Origin of the sequence: Laspinema sp. D2d (assembly GCF_025370755.1) — a bacterium.
In the GTDB taxonomy this organism is placed as follows: domain Bacteria; phylum Cyanobacteriota; class Cyanobacteriia; order Cyanobacteriales; family Laspinemataceae; genus Laspinema.
On the sequence record NZ_JAMXFC010000010.1, the window covers coordinates 36659 to 53324 of the forward strand.

Here is a 16666-nt window from a genome sequence, read left to right on the forward strand (position 1 = left end):
GGACTCAAAGAAATTTGTTACATTTTTTAATAAAATTTGGGTTAAAACGGTATAAATTCACGCAGTAACTGTATAGAAAACGGGGTTCAATCTTTAACAGACCTTTAAAGAAAACATTGCTATGAACCCCTTAAATTCTTTAACTTCTTGCTGTCGAAATTGTCGGTACTATGAGCCGGAAGGAAGACGGGGTGGGGCTTGCCAACAACTTAACGTTCCCGTTCAAGCCACCTGGAAATCCTGTTCTCTCGCTAGTCCCGCCTTTACGCCCTCTTGGAAAGCCCTGCAAGATCTAATCCAATGGGAACAGGAAAACCTGGATCGTACAACCGCAGCCAGTCTGACTACCCCAGAGCATTCCAAAGCTGAAGTGAATCGCCGCTAGAACCGCTTTTTTAATCCTCCGTTCAATGCATTGTTTCGGTTGTTCTGTATTCTGGAAAAAGGAATTTACCCGATCCAGGACATGACCAGCCCAAAAACCCTAGAACAGCAGTTCAATAAAATCGCCAATTTATTAGAGAAAATTCAGAATTTAGGTTTAGATTCTGAAGATGGAGAGACGAATTTTTTATCGTCTCTTCATCAATTTGAAACAGTCACCCTTCCGTTTGAATTTGTACAACAGGGAATGAAACTCTGGGAGGCCATTTTTCCCCCAGAGTTGCTGCGATCGCTGGAAACAGAGGATCCAGAGACTTTAGAATCCTTGGCGATCGCTCTGAGTCAAACCCTACAAACCCAACTGACGATTTTAAACCCGTGGTTGCCTCTACTCACCACCCCTCCCGCATTAGTCGATAAAATCCGCGATCGCACCGCCGAAATTCAGCAAATTACTACGGAAAAAGCCGAACTTTTAGCCGCTTCGGAGACCCTATTTCATCGGGAATTAGAACTCCATCAAGCAGGGGAAACTTTACAAAAGTTAAAACAGACGCAGGCAGAACTCACAGCAATTGAACAGGAATTAACAACCACGAATTTAGAAGACTTACGGCGAGAGATTGCTAACCGAGAAACTGCCCTAGAACAGGATCGCAATCAGCTAGAAACCCTCAAACGTCAACAAGCAGAAATTGAGGCGAAAATTGCGGCAATTCAAGGATTCAATCACAACATTTCCCAAGAATTAGAAAGACTAAAACTGCGCCGTTCCACCTTACAAACCAGAACTCAACAACAAACTATCGAACTGATTACCTTAACCGAAACGGAACGACAACGCCTAGGAAGCGCGTTGCTGCCGTTGTTAGCAGAATTAGAGGAACAGCAGTTAGCCTACCAGAATGCTCAAGAAGAATTATCCCAAGCCATTACTGATTTTAATTGCTATCAACAAGAAACCCATGAATTAATTACCCATTTAAAAATTCATTATCAAACTGATGTAGAATTAGGGCAAAAATTGCCCATCAATCGCCCTAAAATTGAGGCTATAATTGAGAAGATTCAGAAGAATTTATCTGAACTGGATCAGGAATTAAGGAGTGCTCAACAGCAACATGAGCGATCGCAGGAAAAAACCATTATCACCTTTTGAGGGAAAATCCGATTTCAACCCAGACGGGGTGAACCTAACCGACTCAGCAGCATTAGAGACCAAGGCAGATTAAAATTGGGAACGAGTCCAGCATAAGGTCTCAATTGAGGGACCGCAAAAGGGAGGACAAAGCGTAGGGATCGCAAGGACACTGGGGAGGTGCCATCTTCATCTACCAGTCCATACCGTTGCGCCACTTCTGCCACAATCTGCACCCGTCCGGTATGCTGCATTACCGTGGGATCCGCAGCTAAGGCAGCGATCGCCCGTCCGGTGAGGAGAGGGGTTTCCCAGTTGTACCGTTCTCGGAATCCTGAAAATTGGCGATCGTCCGTCTCACTTACGGCCATTTGATCCACCATACTGGACATGAGTTCCGTTCCCACAATCCCCGGCCAAATCGAGAGGGAGGTAACATTATAGGGTTTGAGTTCTACTGCCATATCTGCGGCGAGGCGATCGCAACCGGATTTACCCACCCCATAAGGCACTCCGAAAATATAAGATAGCCCTCCCCAAGAAGAAATGGTACAAATCAGCCCCTGCTGACGCGGAGTCATCATGCGGGCCGCCAAAACGCTGGTCACATAGTGACTTCGCAGACCCACATTGTTACAAGCATCCCAAAAACTCGGTTCACTCTCCCAGAATGGGCGACCCTGACTCTTCATCAAGGTTTGCACCCCAGCATATACATTATTTACCAACAGGTCAAGCTGTCCGAACTCCGATTGAATCCGGTCAAACAGCGATCGCACTTGGTCATCATCACTGTGGTCCACCTGGACGGGAATACATAGCCCGCCTGCCGCTTCTACTGCCGCTTCCGTCTCTTTCAGACTCCCGGCAAGTTCCCCCTCTCCCCTCGTCGGGTCCAGACTCCGCCCAGTGATATACACCGTCGCCCCCGCTTCCCCCAGTCCAATGGCAATCCCTTTGCCCAGGCCCCTGGTCGCCCCGGTCACAACTGCAACTTTGCCTTCTAGTGATTTAGTCATGATGAATTGATGATTATTTGGGTTATGAATGTTTTAATTAATGAATCATTTTACTACAAGCATTAAGGTAGGGTGGTGATTGGTCTTGAGTCACGGGCTATTTTTATAAGGTATCTCCGCCAACTCGCTGATTCCCCGATGGGCTATAATAGAATAGCGATCGCCGCTGCCAATCCTCTAACAAGTTGCTAAACCAACCCAGTGAAATTCTCATTTTATTCTTAAATTATGCTACAAATTTCCAACACCGTCAGTATCCTAGAAAACGAAATTCAAATTAGTGCGGTTCGTTCTCAAGGGGCAGGGGGGCAAAATGTAAATAAGGTGGCAACCGCGATTCATTTACGTTTTGATATTAAAGCATCCTCCCTACCGGAACGCTATAAAAATCGCCTATTGACTCTCAGCGATCATCGGATTACCCAAGAGGGTGTCATTATTATAAAAGCCCAAGAATCTCGCAGTCAGTTAGAAAACCGTAATGAAGCCTTGATGCGCTTACAAGAACTGATTAAAAGTGCGGTTGCTGTCCCTAAAAAGCGTTTTAAAAGCAAACCCACCCGCAGTTCTCAGCGCAAACGCCTCGATAGCAAAACAAAGCGGGGACAGATTAAAGCGATGAGACGGACGGTTATGGATTAATCATCCGGATTAAAACAGAGGCGAGATTGATTTTAGGTAATTTTTTTGAAACTTGATATTGAGTGGCAAACTTATGCCACTCAACTCAAATGACTATGAGCGGCTAAAACGTTGCAGTAACTCTTCCCGAGAAAGGGTTAATAACAACGGAGTTAATTCTTCATCGGATACCTGCAATGATGCCTCAATAATGGAAATCAGTTCTTCATCAATCGAACCAAATCTAAACCGTAAAATATTTTCAACTGTTTTCTTCCGGTGTTCTTCGACCCCTTGTTGGATTCCTTCCTGTAAGGTGGCTTCTCGCCACTCTAAATAAGCTGGGGATAAGTTCATAATTAACTCCCGATTTTCTTCATCTTGATTTTGCCTGAGTTGTACGTTGATGCGCCAGTTTGAGAGAATTTCTAACAAGTTGCGCCGAAATGGATGTCCCTGGGGTAGAGAGAGTAATTCATTCACGGCTTGTTGTTGGGTGGTCCCTCTTCCTAAGACTCGCAACCATAGGGTATTGAGGTTGGCGGGGAGTTGGTCGATCGCCACCAGTGCGGTCTTCTCAAATTCTGGCATAAAATAAATACCCCGTATCCAATTTCCTGACTGATCCAGTTGGGCACCAAATCCGTTCACCAGTCTTTCGGAACAGGAGGGGGACAATACCCAGAGTCGCGGTAAGTCGGATTCATCGAGGGAGTTCTTCTCTCGTCGCGCTTGTCGCAAGAGGTCTCCTTGTAGGGAGTAGAGTTTGAGTTTGCAGGTTCTAATCTCAACGGGGGTGGGTGGGTTTCTAAAAACTTCAAACAAGCCGGTTGTAGCTGCCATTTGTCCCAAAACTCCCAGGGTTTCTGGTGCAGTGGAGGGAGTAGCAGCCGGAACGAAATAGACATCGATTTGTCGCACTTCACTGGGAACATCACGACTGGTTTGGACTTGTCCCAGATAGGCTAATAATTCCTCTAAATATTGTTTCGCAAATTGGTCATGAGCAGTTCGGGTCATGATTTGGTTTAATTGCGGATATCCCTGATATTGAAAATAGGAGTGGTTTGGCAAAGCCTGTACACTCCTATTATTATAAATCAATTTTTTGTCGGTTATGAGAAATTTAAACCGATGCCTTTGTGATTGAATTCTTCTACGGTTTGTTGCGAGAGTTCGTGGGAGGAAATGGCTCTCAACATGGCGAGGGGTAATGTTAAGTGATGCGCCCCGGCTTGTAAGGAGGCGGCGGCTTCTTCTGGGGATTTAATACTGGCGGCGAGAATTTCTACATCGCTGCCTTTTAAAATATCAGCCATCGATCGCACTAAGGCAATGCCATCCCCTAATAATCGGGTAGCGCGATTGACATAGGCGATCGCCATTTTTGCCCCCGCTTCCTTAGCGACGGCGGCTTGGGCGGCACTATAAATGGCGGTGACGGAACAAGGTATGTCTGGAGATAGATGCGCGACGACTTCAAACCCAATGGGTGTAGCGGGAACTTTTAAAATAGTGCGATCGCCGATAATATCCCGCGCTTTTTGGCCTTCTTTGACCATGCCCTGAAAATCCGATGCTGTAAGCTGGTAAAATAAGGGTCCCGATGTGAGGGTTACCAATGTTTTCAACGTCTCCTCGGGAGATAACTCACTGGTTGCCAATAAGGTTGGATTGGTGGTGATGCCTTTCACCCAGCCCATTTTTTGGGCCAGTTCGGCTTCTGCGGCGATCGCTGAATCTAAATAAATTGCCATGATTTTTTCCCGTTCAGTTCCATCCCAAAAATACGGGAAATTGGCATATCTTGACAATGGACCCTATTCCAACCCTTAACCCCATGACCTTACTGAACTTGGCCGAACTTTGTCCCATTACCCGTACTCTCGGTCCGGGTCAGCGGTTTGCAATTTGGGTGCAAGGCTGTTGTTTTAACTGTTCCGGTTGTATCTCTCCAGATTGGATTCCCCAGGTGTCGGGGACTTGGGTGGAACCGGGACGGTTGGCGGAGATGATTTTATCGGTCCCGGGAACGGAAGGATTAACGGTTTCTGGGGGAGAACCGATGTTACAAGCGCAGGCACTCAGTGAATTATTTGCACGTTTGGCCGGGGTGGATTGTTCGATTATCTGCTATACCGGGTTTACATTAGAACAGTTACAGGCCAAATCTGACCCAGCGATCGCCCGGGTATTATCCCAAATTGATGTGTTAATTGATGGACTTTATAGACCTGAACTCAACGATAACCAAGGGTGGCGCGGTTCTGCTAATCAACGGGTGCATTTTCTCACCCCTCGGTTGTTAGGTGAAGCGCCTGCATTTTCTTCTCGTCTGCGGGATGTGGAAATTCACCTGAGAAATGATTCCGCGTTGATGGTGGGTGTACCGCCTCGCCATTTCTCTGATACCTTTAAACAGGTGATTGATAACCGTTGATAGCAAGAATTATGGTGTCCCTCAAGGGTAAAATTGTTTTAATTACAGGTGCAAGTAGTGGGATTGGGGCCGCTTGCGCCCAATTGTTGGCCCAGGCGGGTGCTAACTTAATTTTAGCGGCGCGGCGTTTGGAACGGGTGCAGGCATTAGGGACTCAACTGGCGCAACAGTATCAGATTCAGACTCATGTTTTGGGGTTGGATGTCTGCGATCGCCAAGCAGTTGACGCTACCTTATCCAATCTTCCCAACCCTTGGAATCAGATTGATATTTTAGTCAATAATGCCGGTTTGAGTCGGGGATTATCCAAACTCCATGAAGGCAATATTGATGACTGGGAGGAAATGCTGGATACCAATGTCAAAGGATTGCTCTATGTGACTCGCGCAGTGGTACCCGGGATGGTGGAACGGCAAGCGGGTCATGTGGTGAATATAGGCTCGATCGCTGGTCGGGTGGCCTATCCGGGTGGGAATGTGTACTGTGCCTCAAAAGCCGCTGTCCGGGCGATTTCCGACGGTTTGAAGCAAGATTTAATCGGGACTCCGGTGCGGGTGACGGAAATTGAACCGGGTTTAGTTGAAACAGAATTCAGTCTCGTCCGCTTTCATGGCGATCGCGATCGCGCCGACAAGGTATATCAAGATTTAACGCCCCTCACTGGGGAGGATATTGCGGATTTAGTGCTGTTTTCTGTCACTCGACCCCCCCATGTGAATATTAGCGAAATGTTAGTTGTCCCGGTGGATCAGGCGAATGCGACCCTTGTTCATCGCCGACGCTAAACTGAATGAAAGATGCGCATGAAGGACAGACTACAGATGCAATTTAGGACTCAGGGTGAAGGGTTAACCCGAAACTTCTTACAGAGTTCTCAAAAGCCCCCCTTCTTAAGGGGGGTTGGGGGGATCAATCCAGACTTTTCCAACACCTCTAATCGCCCAACAGGGTTAACTAGAAACGTTTCGCAGAACCCTCAAAAGCCCCCCTTCTTAAGGGGGGTTGGGGGGATCAATCCAGACTTTTCCAACACCTCTAATCCCCCAATTCAGGGCAATATTCCCGGCAAACCGACTCTCAACTTAGCGAGGGTTGAGGGTTGGGGTGATTTGTGCTGTACCAGATCTTGGGGAATAGCATCATGACACTGGCAAAGCTCAAAGCACAAGCGAAACAAGGCGATTTGCGGGCGATCGCTGCCTTGATTGATGAGAGTTTAACCCCCCACGGCATGAGAGCACAGGTGCGTTTGCATCAGGGTTTATTGTCCGTCAGTGTTCATGCGCCGACTCCCAAACATCGGCAACGGTGCGTTTCTACGATTCGGGAACTATTGACCAAGCTGAAAATTCCGGCAATCGCGCGGGTCCGGATTTTGGGCAAAAATCGCGATCGCTCAGTGATTTGGAGTGAAGAATTTGCCCTCGGCAATGGAACTGATGTGCGAAACGGTGCTACCCGGCGGCGCAAACCGCAAAATAACCACAAAACAGATGCTTTTGTAGGGGGATTATCCCGAGTTACCCCTCGGTCCTCCTCCGGTGATCGGATACAACGGAGGCGATCGCGCCCTGCCAAACTCCAAAAAGACCCGTGGTTAGCGGTTAATTTATCCGTCTTGTTTCCCGGACTCGGACAGATTTATGCAGGGAAAATTTTTCGCGGGTTGGGAATTATTTTGATTGAAGCCGTTTTAATTACTGTGGCAGTCATTGCGTTCTTTAGTCCCGAAGGAAATACCCTAACCAGTTTGGGATTAGTCTTGCCCATTCTTGGCATTTATTTGGTCAATATTATCGATGCTCATCGATGTTTTAAAACCCTTTCTTTTTTACGATTGGAACGGGTTCTTAAAAATAAAAGAAATAAAAATAATCCTTGGGTTGCCGTATTTTTATCTCAATTGTTACCCGGACTAGGCCATATCTATTTAAGAAACTTTGGGCTAGGTGCAGTCTTGATGATTAGCCTAATTGTCGCCTCTAATATTGCCCGATTTCATCCGGGATGGTTGCTGGTTCCGCCGTTGCTGTATGCGATCGCCTGTTATCATGCTTATTTTTCCTGTCCGCGATCGGCCCTCCATTCCCAGGACCCGATTGTGATGATTGTCATTTTAATTGTCGCCTTCAAGCTCACAGGGATTTTGATTCCCGCTTGGGTCGAACATGATTTTGTACAACGGTTTACGATTCCCAGTGATTCAATGATTCCCACCCTCCGTTCTGGGGACCAAATCCTTGCGCTCAAAGCTCGGGGGCGTCCTCCACAAAAGGGCGATTTGATTGTCTTCCGTGCTCCGGAATTTGCGAAAACTCTTGACCCCAATGCGGGCGATTTATTTATCAAACGTACCATCGGGATGCCCTTAGACGTCCTCCGGCTCAAGGATGGGATTATTTATATCAATAATGATCCGCTTTCTGAGGACTATGTTGAAGGTCCGGCCCAGTATAATTTAGAACCGCAAGTAGTTCCGGCAGATAGTTATTTTGTATTAGGAGACAATCGTAACAATAGTTTTGATTCTCACGTTTGGGGCTATGTACCGAGAAATCACATTATCGGCAAGGCGTATAAAATATACTGGCCTCCAGAACGGATCGGACCATTGCGGTAAATCCGGGTAGGGGAGTGTTTAGAAACCTGCCCAGCAAGTCTCTAAACACTCCACCCGATCGCCCCGGCTTAAAATCGTAAACCGACGCCGCCTTGGACAGAAACGGCGGGTTTGCTTTCATCGTCATAAGCATCGAGGGCAATCACCGCATTCCCAAAGACGATAAATCGGGTATTAGGAACCGCGAAATCTACCCCGGGTTGAATGGCAAAGCTGACTTTTTGACCCACGGGAGTATCCCCAGTGGCGAGGGCCGCCCCTGCACCCAAATAAATATCGGTTTGCCAGGTGAGGGGATAGTCGTAGGAAATGGTGGGAACGACTGCGGTCCCATCGCCGCTAAAAAATGCCTGAGCGCGTAATGAAATCGGCACGGGGAGCAGTTTATAGCGGCCTGATAGTAAAAAAGCGTTTTCCCGATCGCCATCGAGTTCGCTGATTCCAGCAGATCCACCAATCCCAATATAGCTCCCATACGCGGCTTGAGCCGATGCCGGTTGACTCCCCAGGGCTAAACTGCTGGCGATCGCGCCGGTCCCTAACATGAGTGCACCCAAAGTCGATCCAATTTTTTTCAGACGTTCCATTTCCCTACTCCTCTATCCCACTAAAAACGAATACTTCCAATGTTCCGTCGATTCTAGCTTAAGTTGAATCGATGGAACATCACCCAGTCCGTTTCCCTATCCCCTCGGGAACGGCAAAACCCAGAGAATTCAAGGGTCTGAATCAAGGGTGAACCCGGGTTAACCCGGTTCAAAAATTTCCGTATTTCAACCCTCAAGCTGGTTTCAGGTCTGGCATTCGGAACAGAGGCCCTGGGGAAAACCCACCTTTTAAGGTTGGGAACACAGGGGATAAATTCCCCCTTGAGCGCAGATATAAACAATTTGTTTATTATCTAAATTTCGCGCGTTGCTAAAATCAACCCCCCGCAAAAATCCGGATGTAGCAGGGTCAGTGGATTGCAAGAGGCGATCGCCACTTTGGCTATGGGGTTTGAAAAACACGGCCCCTTGGAAATCGGCCCCTTCTACATTCGCCCCTTGAAAATTCACCGAGGTGAGATCAGTGTGGTGAAAGTTAGCATTTTGTAATTGAGCAAAACTCAAATTTGCACCGGCCAATCGGGTCTCGCTCAAGTTAGCATTTTGAAGATTAGACTGGGTGAAATTCCCCCGACTCAAATCTGCCCCTTGCCAGTCCGATCGCGTTAAATTCGCCTTTGCCAGGGTCGCCCCCGTTGCCACCACCCGGGGGAACCGAGCACCGATAGCAAGAATGCCGCTTAAGTTCGCTTCTCCTAACTGCGCACCCACCAAGGTAGCATTGGTGAGGTCCGCCTCTCGCAAATCTGCCCCGATCGCCTGGGCACTGCTAAGGTTGGCCCCGGTGAGTTGCGCATGGGAGAGGTTCGCCCGATCGAGTTTCGCGCGACTAAGATTGCTATAGGCGAGAATAACATGACTCAAAAATGCTCCCGTCAAGTCGGCATCGGTGAGAATGCTGGCAGTCAAGTCGGCTTTTTGGTCATCCACACTTCCGAAACGGCGATCGGGTCCGGGACTGGAAAATTGACTACTTTTAAAACTGGCATGGCTTAAAATCGTCCCCCGAAATCGAATCCCAGATAAGTCAGTTTTTTCTAACACCAAGGTGAAGGGGGCCGCTTCTGTGGTGACTTGGCCCAAATGAGTGCGGCTGAGATCGAGGGTGTCGAACTCCGTGCTATAGAGGTGGAGGAGTTTAGCGATCGCCCGTTGGGTGGCTTGGAGTCGCAGTTGCACGACTTCCAACTGCTCCTCATTGGTGCTATAACGCAGGGAATCCAGGTCTGTGCGGGTGGATTGGTTTAATTTTTGCAAATAGGGGAGCGATCGCTCGCCACTGCTGACTAGGGCTTGCTGGAGAACATCCAATTGAGCCGCATCGGTTTCCAAAGCCAGCATATCCGCTAAAATCTGATACTGTGCCTCGGGATTCTCGAAACTCGCTAATCCCAGAATCGCACCTTGACGTTCATCCGGTGCAAATTGCTGGACCCAAGTGAGAAACTTTTCCTGATCCCGCGCCGCTTGAGTCCGAGCATTTTCTTGGGATTGGATATAAAGTTGAGTCGTGACGAAAGTTCCCAAAATTGCCGCCAACCCCACGCCTAATGCCAGAGCTTTTTTGGCGCTACTGTGTAGGCGAATCCTATTCCATCCCTGATCGAACAAGGGTTTTGATTCCGGTATCCGTTCAAGGGGGCCGCCTGCCTCTAACTGAATCCCCGCCGGTTTTGAGTTGCTGCTGTTCATTTTTCTACTAGGTCCCGAAACGCTGTGTCGGCTACTGCGGACCCACGTTCCAGCGAGGCGATCGTGCAGGGTGCGGGACTTGGGATCAAAGTAACTCCAGAGTCCATCCCAGGCCACCATCAAGGCCGTTGTTACTCCTAAGATTACTAAGTCCGGTACAGCGCCGGTGATCAGCCAGATCAGATAGGCACTGGTGAGGGTTACTCCCCAGCGGCCTACAGCCTCTCGCAATAGTGCACGCCCAAAACCGGGCGCTTTTCCCGAATCCGTCACCACCTGGAGGCGCAACCAGCGCTTCGGTAAAGTCTGACCCGTGAGTCCGAGTAGATATAATTGCCAAATACTGACGGTTAAGGCAGCGATCGGGCCAATTGTCCAGAGGAAATTGACGAGGGGAGGGACCAGACGGGTGCAGCTTTGTTTTCGGGGATGGTTACAAGTTGGGGGCAGGGCCAAGGTCTGGGCGATCGCCCGTTCCAGGGTCATCAGAACCGGATTCAGGGGGACAGGTTGCACATTCAGATACCGCGTGGCGTGCCATCCCAAAGACAGGGGAACTAGGGCGCTAACAGCAATCAGCGCCAGTTCTACCGTACTCGCAGCCAACCGACGGGGGAATAGGGGTACGGGGTGGATTTTCCCCTGAGTCGGGGGTTTGCTTTTTTTAGTCGATTGGGCCTTGGGTCCAGTTCGCTTTGGGTCTTTAGATTTCCCGGTCACTCTGATTTATTGATTTGGGTTGGAGGATTTGGACGCTAAAAATAATTTATATCCGACAAACCCTAACACCCCAACGGCGGCCAAGGTAAAGGCTAACCGAACCAAATTTAAGACCGTACTCACGGCAGATAAGGCAAAGACTCCCCCGACGGCGATCGCCACCACTTTCCCCCCATCAGGCAGCCCTTGATACCACAGAGTTAACTGTTGATAGACCGATTTTAAGGAGGGGGCGTCCGGGGTCGAGGTGGGCAAGGGTTGCGTTTGGTGGATTTGCGCCTCTAAATCTTCCAGTTGGCGCGTTAATTTTTGGCGTTCTTGAGGATTCATAAGTTTTCGATGATTCGAGGAGGATGCTATTGAACTCCAGTCCCCCATGAGACTGGGGAAGCTGCTCCTGTGATTGTAGCGAACCTCGGTCTAATCAGGCGGTTTGAACGAGATGACTCTGGAAAATTTGAGACGATTGATGGGTTTTGCCAACCCTCATGATGAAGAAATTTAGGAGGAATTTTGGCAAAAATAGGTACATTTAACCCCTAGAAATCCGCACTTTGGCGGATTTCTTTCTCAAGGGTGAACAGTAGGATTGATAGAGATTGAGAAATGTGCATGGCGAACCCCCAAAAATTTGGGGGTTTTTTATTGTCGTTATCGGGTTAACTCCATCCCTCACCCTTTAAAGGCCAGGGTTTGTTTGGTGCCTGTGATTGCGATCGTAGCTACAGGTGATTAATCCCCAGAATTGAAGCGATCAAAGTTACTCAAAAGTGAGAGGGGTATCACACTACTCCCCATCTCCCTGGCGCATTATAGAAGCAACAACCCATTCACCCCCCACGAAAACTAATGCACTTATCCTATCGCGGTATCTCCTATCAAACCTCTACTGCTGCCTCTGTACCTGCTACCCAATCTCCCCTCCAAGCCAAATATCGCGGACTCAGCTATTCTCTTCATTCTGAATCGGAAATTTCTGCACCCCCTGCGGTGACCCTTCAGTACCGAGGAGTTAGCTATTCCCTAGATCCGGCAGTTGGACAACCGCAAAACGCCCTTGAATCCATGCCATTACAACCGGCTTTAGTTTAAATTCCATTTAAAATCAGGCTGTTAATCCAGCGACTCTCTCCTGAATAAAAAGCAAAAACCCCAGTTATTTGGTTTAACTGGGGCCATAAGGGATTTCCATAAAAAAAGTTCTGCATTAGAAGTAATGCCGAATTATTCAAGCCCCCCTTAAGAACGCCAATCGGTTGGGGGGATCTCTGATAGAAGATTTTATTTTTTGGAGTTCCCTAAAAAGCAAAAACCCCAGTTATTTGGTTTAACTGGGGCAGTTCCTTTCTCTATAATTGACTCTCTTAATCTGTATTATGGCCGGGAGTTTTCCTCCCGGGCATCCGCCAAATGACGGAGTTTTGTTCCGCTAAACGGCGTAACGACCCAAACCTGCACCCTTCAGGATATCGGTTGTTGCTCTAAATAGGATTCAAAACGCGATCGCAATTGTTCTAAGGTTAATTTCTGGGTCCAATATTCGACTAAAGCATGACCGAAAGCCCAAGCGTTGCGATCGCTGGTTCCCCGATTCTCGCGCAGCAAGGGCCACAGGGAAAGCAAATCAAACTGATAGGGTTTAGCGTCGGTATTCAACAAATTAAATAAGTCATAAGCCATTTGTAGTTTACCAATGACTATGGGTAACTGTTCTACAGGAATTTGTTCGGCCAAGGCGTAGGCGAGGGTCGGGGACCCGGTGGAAAGGGTGGAAATAAACTGGAGGACAGGACTCTTGAGTAACGAGGTCAATCCTTGGGTAGTTGCCATCTGGAAAGTATAGCGATCAATAATTTTAGCTGCGGTCACAATCCGAGATTCGCGATCGCGCAAAAATCGGGCGAGACGCTGTTGTTTCGCCGGGTCGATCGCCTCAATCAGGGCCACCGCTAGGGTATCGGCATTCCAAGCCGTTCGCCCTTGTTGTGAGTCTTGGGTCACAATGGGTAAAATGCGATCGCAATATTCCCCCAATTGTTCAGTGCGATACTGAGTTGCTTCCCGAATCGATTTTTCCTTCGGTTTATCTCCCCAAACCCAATCATAAGGCGGATTCCATTCCCGAATCGGACGCAAGCGATCAACTTGAGTCACCACGGCGATCGCCGGTAAATCCGATACCTCTGCCTTGATTTCTTTGAGAAAATCCACATCCATTTGCAGGGCCGGATCCATCGCGGGGGTGACTAACAATAACAAATCGGCGGTTTTGCCATAGTCGAGCACCATTTCTCGCAAATCAGCCCGTTTGGCTTGTTCATATCCTGGGGTATCCCATAAAATCAGGGTTTCCCCGCCCTCACTCTGCCAGTGATAGTTAGAGATTAAATCCGTACTCGGCAACAAATCTACCTCGGCGCGATCGCTATCGAACAACGTATTAATCAGACTACTTTTTCCTGCCCCTGTGCGCCCGACTAACAAGATATTCACGGGTTTTTGTGCGATCGTTTCCACAGGTTCTGCTTGGGAGATAATCTCTCGCAGGGTTTGGGTTTTGGCTTTCGGTAAAGCGGGAGTAGACAGCGGTGAAGCCGTCTCAGGTAATACAGTCCGCTTCCCATACAAAGTAGCCGCTTGCCGACTCAAATTCCGTAATGCCGCCTCTCGCAACAGTTGTCCCAAATTTACTAATAATTCTTGCGTAGCGCGATTACTAGAACCCTGGGAAGCCACTCGGGCAGCCGCTGCCGCAGGATTTACAAACCATTGTACCCAGTTCCACACTTGGAACAATTTGCGCGCCGAAGGTTCCAATTTTCGATACATTTCATAAGCTTCAAAAGCTTGTCCTACAGTGACTTGATTGAGGGCTGGGGAGAGTTGTTGCATCCAGCGGTCCATGTCATCCACAGTCCCTCGAATCAGTCCATAGGCTTGGGGAATGTAAATATTCAGCAGGGGATATTTAACTTGGGGATTATAAATTAAGGCAATGGCCGTTACGACTTCTTGACATCGCGTTCCAAAGATTTGTAAATCCTCCCAAATCGGCGGGTCAGTCCGAGAAGTTTCTAAGATTTTTTGTAAGGCAATTTCAGCTTTTTGAGTGGCTTCATCCGCAGTAGGTCCGGTGTTTTGTTGCTTAGACTCTTCGATGTCCTGATTCACCTGGGCGATCGCTGCTTCCATTTCCGCCATCATCGGTTGAGTCCACTGCACTAATAACCATCGCCACCCGACTAAAACCAGGGTGAAAATTGCCCAAATCCAGTTCAGATTCCATTCATGAATTTGGGTTCCGGCTGCCACCAGCAAAAAGCTGACAATCGCGGCGATCGGCAAGGCTAAAACAACCCATTGCCACGTTTTTAATCTAACCATTGATCTCTGCCTCCTGAAATAAATTGGATTTTTTAAATTGATATAGAGTGAACAGCGCCTACATTGGTCTAGTTTGACAGGATAGGTGCATCCAGTCTTCCCCCCAATTTTAGACTAAACCCAATAAAAAAACCCGCAGGCTGAAGCCTGGGGGTTTTGATAGATCTTTGAATGCCGAATTCTATATGAGTAGCCCGCGCCCGCTGGCTTTGTCCATATAGCCCCAGTCTTTCCTTACGGAACGCCACGCGAACAGCCTGCGGGTTTTTACAATCCAGAACAAAAAAATAGCCCGCACAGGCGGGCCATTTGCCAACGGTCCCAACTCCAAGGGATTGGGACTATTTCTAGTTATTTAGATTCGGTCTTCCAGGGAGATTGATAGTACACTTTAGACCCATTATTTGGCACAAAATGACAGGACAAATAAGAGCGAATGAAGCTCTTTAAAATGGGTTCGCTAGAGGAGCGATAATAATCACCTAACAGGGGTTTAATCGCCTCAGTTGCTGTCTTTAAATGATAGTGGGGCATATTTAAGAAAATATGATGCGCCACATGAGTGCCAATATTATGATGGATGGGATTGATAAATCCATAGTCGCGATCGATGGTGGAAAGCGCACCTTTTAGAAAATACCAATCTTCTCCTCGGTACCAGGGAATATCATCTTCGGTATGATGTAAGAAGGTCACTAAGTCCAACCACATCACGAAAATGATGTAGGGTACGAGGTAATATTTAACCAAAAACACCCACCCAAATTGATAGGTGAGTACCCCGAGAAATCCGACCATCATCACCCACAGGACCGAACTGGTCACAATATCCCATTTTTCCGAGGGACGGAACAGGGGACTGCTGGGGAGAAAATGGGAACCGTCGCGATCGGGCGATCGCTTGAACAGATAAAGCGGATAGGCGAGTAAGGGTAAATAAAAGCGGAATAGCTTTTCATACCAAGGCATCCGATTATATTTTTCCTCAGATACCGGATACCAGCTTTCGTCTGTGTCCAAATTTCCCGTGTTCCCATGATGGGTCCGATGACTAATCCGCCAACCGTGGTAAGGCACTAAAATGGGAATATGAGACAAATGTCCGATTAGGTTATTCAACCATTTGAGCTTAGAAAAAGAGCCATGACCACAGTCATGACCCACTACAAACAATGCCCAAAACATCGTCCCTTGCATCACCCAGAAAATGGGGAAAAAGAACCAGGAATCCAGATTGTATGCGATCGCATACAGTCCCGCAATAATCCCAATATCCAGAAAAAAGTAACTCAGCGACTTGAATATCGAGGGTTCAAAACACTCGGCAGGAATTGCCGCCTTCACATCCTGAAGAGTAAAGGGTAACTCTTGGGTTGGTGTCTGTGAAACTGTACCCGTCGTCTGATTAAAAACTGTGTTTGCTTGCACGAAATTTCCGCTTTTACCTGATTTTCAAACCGGCCTTTCACCTTTCACCCGTCCCTTTCAGCCTGGAAAGGCTTCAAAGTCTTTTCCCAAGGAGACCCTCGTTATTCAGTCCATTCATGTCCCCGATGCGGTTCTCCTCATGATCTAACGGATTGAACCCCACGGGTCTGAAAACCCTCAGAACTCCCTGACGCTTTATAAAAAACTTCCGGGAGACGGAAGATGAAAAACGCAGCCGATAAACGGAATTCATTTTAACCCGTTTTGAGCTGAATTGTTAAGAAACATTTCAAAATTATGAATTATTCTGCCTAAAACTCATAACCTCTGCCTATTTCTGCCTCGGGATACCCGATCGCAGTCATAAAAAAGATTTCTAGTTGGCAATAGGTAATTTGATAAAAAGAAATTGGTTAAAGGTATTGACTGGTATCACTCATAACCAATCACTCATCATCAATCACCTGAACTCATTAAGCCACCTTAGCAGTTACGGCTACAGCAGACAATGCCTCCTGACCTTGAAATTCACTAAATTGCATCAACCCTGATTAATCCTAATGAGGGTAACAACACTTGGCGATCGCCCTATTCTAAAATATTGTTGTCAGA

Annotated in this window: 15 protein-coding genes; 7 read left to right on the forward strand and 8 right to left on the reverse strand. The window is 47.8% G+C overall.

Features of this window, described 5'->3' with window-relative positions; genetic code table 11:
* Nucleotides 1–121 precede the first annotated feature (121 nt).
* A complete protein-coding gene (locus NG796_RS09240) occupies nt 122–385 on the forward strand; it encodes a hypothetical protein (RefSeq protein ID WP_261205980.1) in 264 nt (87 codons plus the stop codon).
* An 81-nt stretch (nt 386–466) separates the two neighbouring features.
* Nucleotides 467–1543, forward strand: coding sequence for a hypothetical protein (locus NG796_RS09245; RefSeq protein ID WP_261205982.1), 1077 nt, complete (start codon nt 467–469; stop codon nt 1541–1543).
* Between the two features lie 14 nt (nt 1544–1557).
* Here the strand turns inward: NG796_RS09245 and NG796_RS09250 are convergent, their stop codons facing one another.
* Nucleotides 1558–2541, reverse strand: a complete 984-nt coding sequence (locus tag NG796_RS09250; RefSeq protein WP_261205992.1) for an SDR family NAD(P)-dependent oxidoreductase — start codon at nt 2539–2541, stop codon at nt 1558–1560.
* Between the two features lie 228 nt (nt 2542–2769).
* On the opposite strand from NG796_RS09250, the gene arfB reads away from it, so the two are divergent.
* Nucleotides 2770–3183: an alternative ribosome rescue aminoacyl-tRNA hydrolase ArfB gene (arfB, locus tag NG796_RS09255; protein WP_261206006.1), complete on the forward strand. Its 414-nt coding sequence runs from the start codon at nt 2770–2772 to the stop codon at nt 3181–3183.
* Between the two features lie 93 nt (nt 3184–3276).
* Here arfB and NG796_RS09260 read toward each other — a convergent pair whose 3' ends face one another.
* Nucleotides 3277–4182, reverse strand: a complete 906-nt coding sequence (locus NG796_RS09260) for a hypothetical protein (protein ID WP_261206275.1) — start codon at nt 4180–4182, stop codon at nt 3277–3279.
* A gap of 95 nt (nt 4183–4277) precedes the next feature.
* Nucleotides 4278–4919, reverse strand: coding sequence for a transaldolase family protein (locus NG796_RS09265; protein ID WP_261206017.1), 642 nt, complete (start codon nt 4917–4919; stop codon nt 4278–4280).
* 56 nt (nt 4920–4975) lie between these two features.
* Here NG796_RS09265 and NG796_RS09270 point away from each other — a divergent pair, with 56 nt between their 5' ends.
* The 3 genes from NG796_RS09270 to lepB all read left to right on the forward strand — a co-directional run bounded on the left by NG796_RS09270 (nt 4976) and on the right by lepB (nt 8222).
* Complete coding sequence (locus NG796_RS09270; protein WP_261206019.1) at nt 4976–5602, forward strand: 4Fe-4S single cluster domain-containing protein; 627 nt, start codon at nt 4976–4978, stop codon at nt 5600–5602.
* 11 nt (nt 5603–5613) lie between these two features.
* On the forward strand, nt 5614–6387 hold the full coding sequence (locus tag NG796_RS09275; protein WP_261206030.1) for an SDR family oxidoreductase: 774 nt from the start codon (nt 5614–5616) through the stop codon (nt 6385–6387).
* 356 nt (nt 6388–6743) lie between these two features.
* Nucleotides 6744–8222, forward strand: coding sequence for a signal peptidase I (gene lepB / locus NG796_RS09280; protein WP_261206034.1), 1479 nt, complete (start codon nt 6744–6746; stop codon nt 8220–8222).
* 68 nt (nt 8223–8290) lie between these two features.
* On the opposite strand, the gene NG796_RS09285 is transcribed toward lepB, so the two are convergent.
* The 3 genes from NG796_RS09285 to NG796_RS09295 all read right to left on the reverse strand — a co-directional run bounded on the left by NG796_RS09285 (nt 8291) and on the right by NG796_RS09295 (nt 11572).
* The gene (locus tag NG796_RS09285) at nt 8291–8809 is read right to left on the reverse strand and encodes a hypothetical protein (protein WP_261206036.1); all 519 of its coding nucleotides are present in this window, start codon (nt 8807–8809) and stop codon (nt 8291–8293) included.
* Between the two features lie 249 nt (nt 8810–9058).
* Nucleotides 9059–11242, reverse strand: coding sequence for a pentapeptide repeat-containing protein (locus tag NG796_RS09290; RefSeq protein ID WP_261206051.1), 2184 nt, complete (start codon nt 11240–11242; stop codon nt 9059–9061).
* 6 nt (nt 11243–11248) lie between these two features.
* Nucleotides 11249–11572, reverse strand: a complete 324-nt coding sequence (locus NG796_RS09295; protein WP_261206053.1) for a hypothetical protein — start codon at nt 11570–11572, stop codon at nt 11249–11251.
* A gap of 519 nt (nt 11573–12091) precedes the next feature.
* On the opposite strand from NG796_RS09295, the gene NG796_RS09300 reads away from it, so the two are divergent.
* A complete protein-coding gene (locus tag NG796_RS09300) occupies nt 12092–12334 on the forward strand; it encodes a DUF4278 domain-containing protein (RefSeq protein ID WP_261206055.1) in 243 nt (80 codons plus the stop codon).
* Nucleotides 12335–12703: 369 nt separating this feature from the next.
* Here NG796_RS09300 and NG796_RS09305 read toward each other — a convergent pair whose 3' ends face one another.
* On the reverse strand, nt 12704–14626 hold the full coding sequence (locus tag NG796_RS09305; protein ID WP_261206057.1) for a GTPase family protein: 1923 nt from the start codon (nt 14624–14626) through the stop codon (nt 12704–12706).
* 351 nt (nt 14627–14977) lie between these two features.
* Complete coding sequence (locus tag NG796_RS09310; RefSeq protein ID WP_261206066.1) at nt 14978–16054, reverse strand: fatty acid desaturase; 1077 nt, start codon at nt 16052–16054, stop codon at nt 14978–14980.
* Between the last annotated feature and the right edge of the window lie 612 nt (nt 16055–16666).

Excerpts from the sequence above, each read along its gene's own strand:
- NG796_RS09240 (WP_261205980.1), top strand. The coding sequence starts at position 122 with ATGAACCCCTTAAATTCTTTAACTTCTTGCTGTCGAAATTGTCGGTAC.
- NG796_RS09245 (WP_261205982.1), top strand. The coding sequence starts at position 467 with ATGACCAGCCCAAAAACCCTAGAACAGCAGTTCAATAAAATCGCCAAT.
- NG796_RS09250 (WP_261205992.1), bottom strand. The coding sequence starts at position 2,541 with ATGACTAAATCACTAGAAGGCAAAGTTGCAGTTGTGACCGGGGCGACC.
- arfB (WP_261206006.1), top strand. The coding sequence starts at position 2,770 with ATGCTACAAATTTCCAACACCGTCAGTATCCTAGAAAACGAAATTCAA.
- NG796_RS09260 (WP_261206275.1), bottom strand. The coding sequence starts at position 4,182 with ATGACCCGAACTGCTCATGACCAATTTGCGAAACAATATTTAGAGGAA.
- NG796_RS09265 (WP_261206017.1), bottom strand. The coding sequence starts at position 4,919 with ATGGCAATTTATTTAGATTCAGCGATCGCCGCAGAAGCCGAACTGGCC.
- NG796_RS09270 (WP_261206019.1), top strand. The coding sequence starts at position 4,976 with ATGGACCCTATTCCAACCCTTAACCCCATGACCTTACTGAACTTGGCC.
- NG796_RS09275 (WP_261206030.1), top strand. The coding sequence starts at position 5,614 with ATGGTGTCCCTCAAGGGTAAAATTGTTTTAATTACAGGTGCAAGTAGT.
- lepB (WP_261206034.1), top strand. The coding sequence starts at position 6,744 with ATGACACTGGCAAAGCTCAAAGCACAAGCGAAACAAGGCGATTTGCGG.
- NG796_RS09285 (WP_261206036.1), bottom strand. The coding sequence starts at position 8,809 with ATGGAACGTCTGAAAAAAATTGGATCGACTTTGGGTGCACTCATGTTA.
- NG796_RS09295 (WP_261206053.1), bottom strand. The coding sequence starts at position 11,572 with ATGAATCCTCAAGAACGCCAAAAATTAACGCGCCAACTGGAAGATTTA.
- NG796_RS09300 (WP_261206055.1), top strand. The coding sequence starts at position 12,092 with ATGCACTTATCCTATCGCGGTATCTCCTATCAAACCTCTACTGCTGCC.
- NG796_RS09305 (WP_261206057.1), bottom strand. The coding sequence starts at position 14,626 with ATGGTTAGATTAAAAACGTGGCAATGGGTTGTTTTAGCCTTGCCGATC.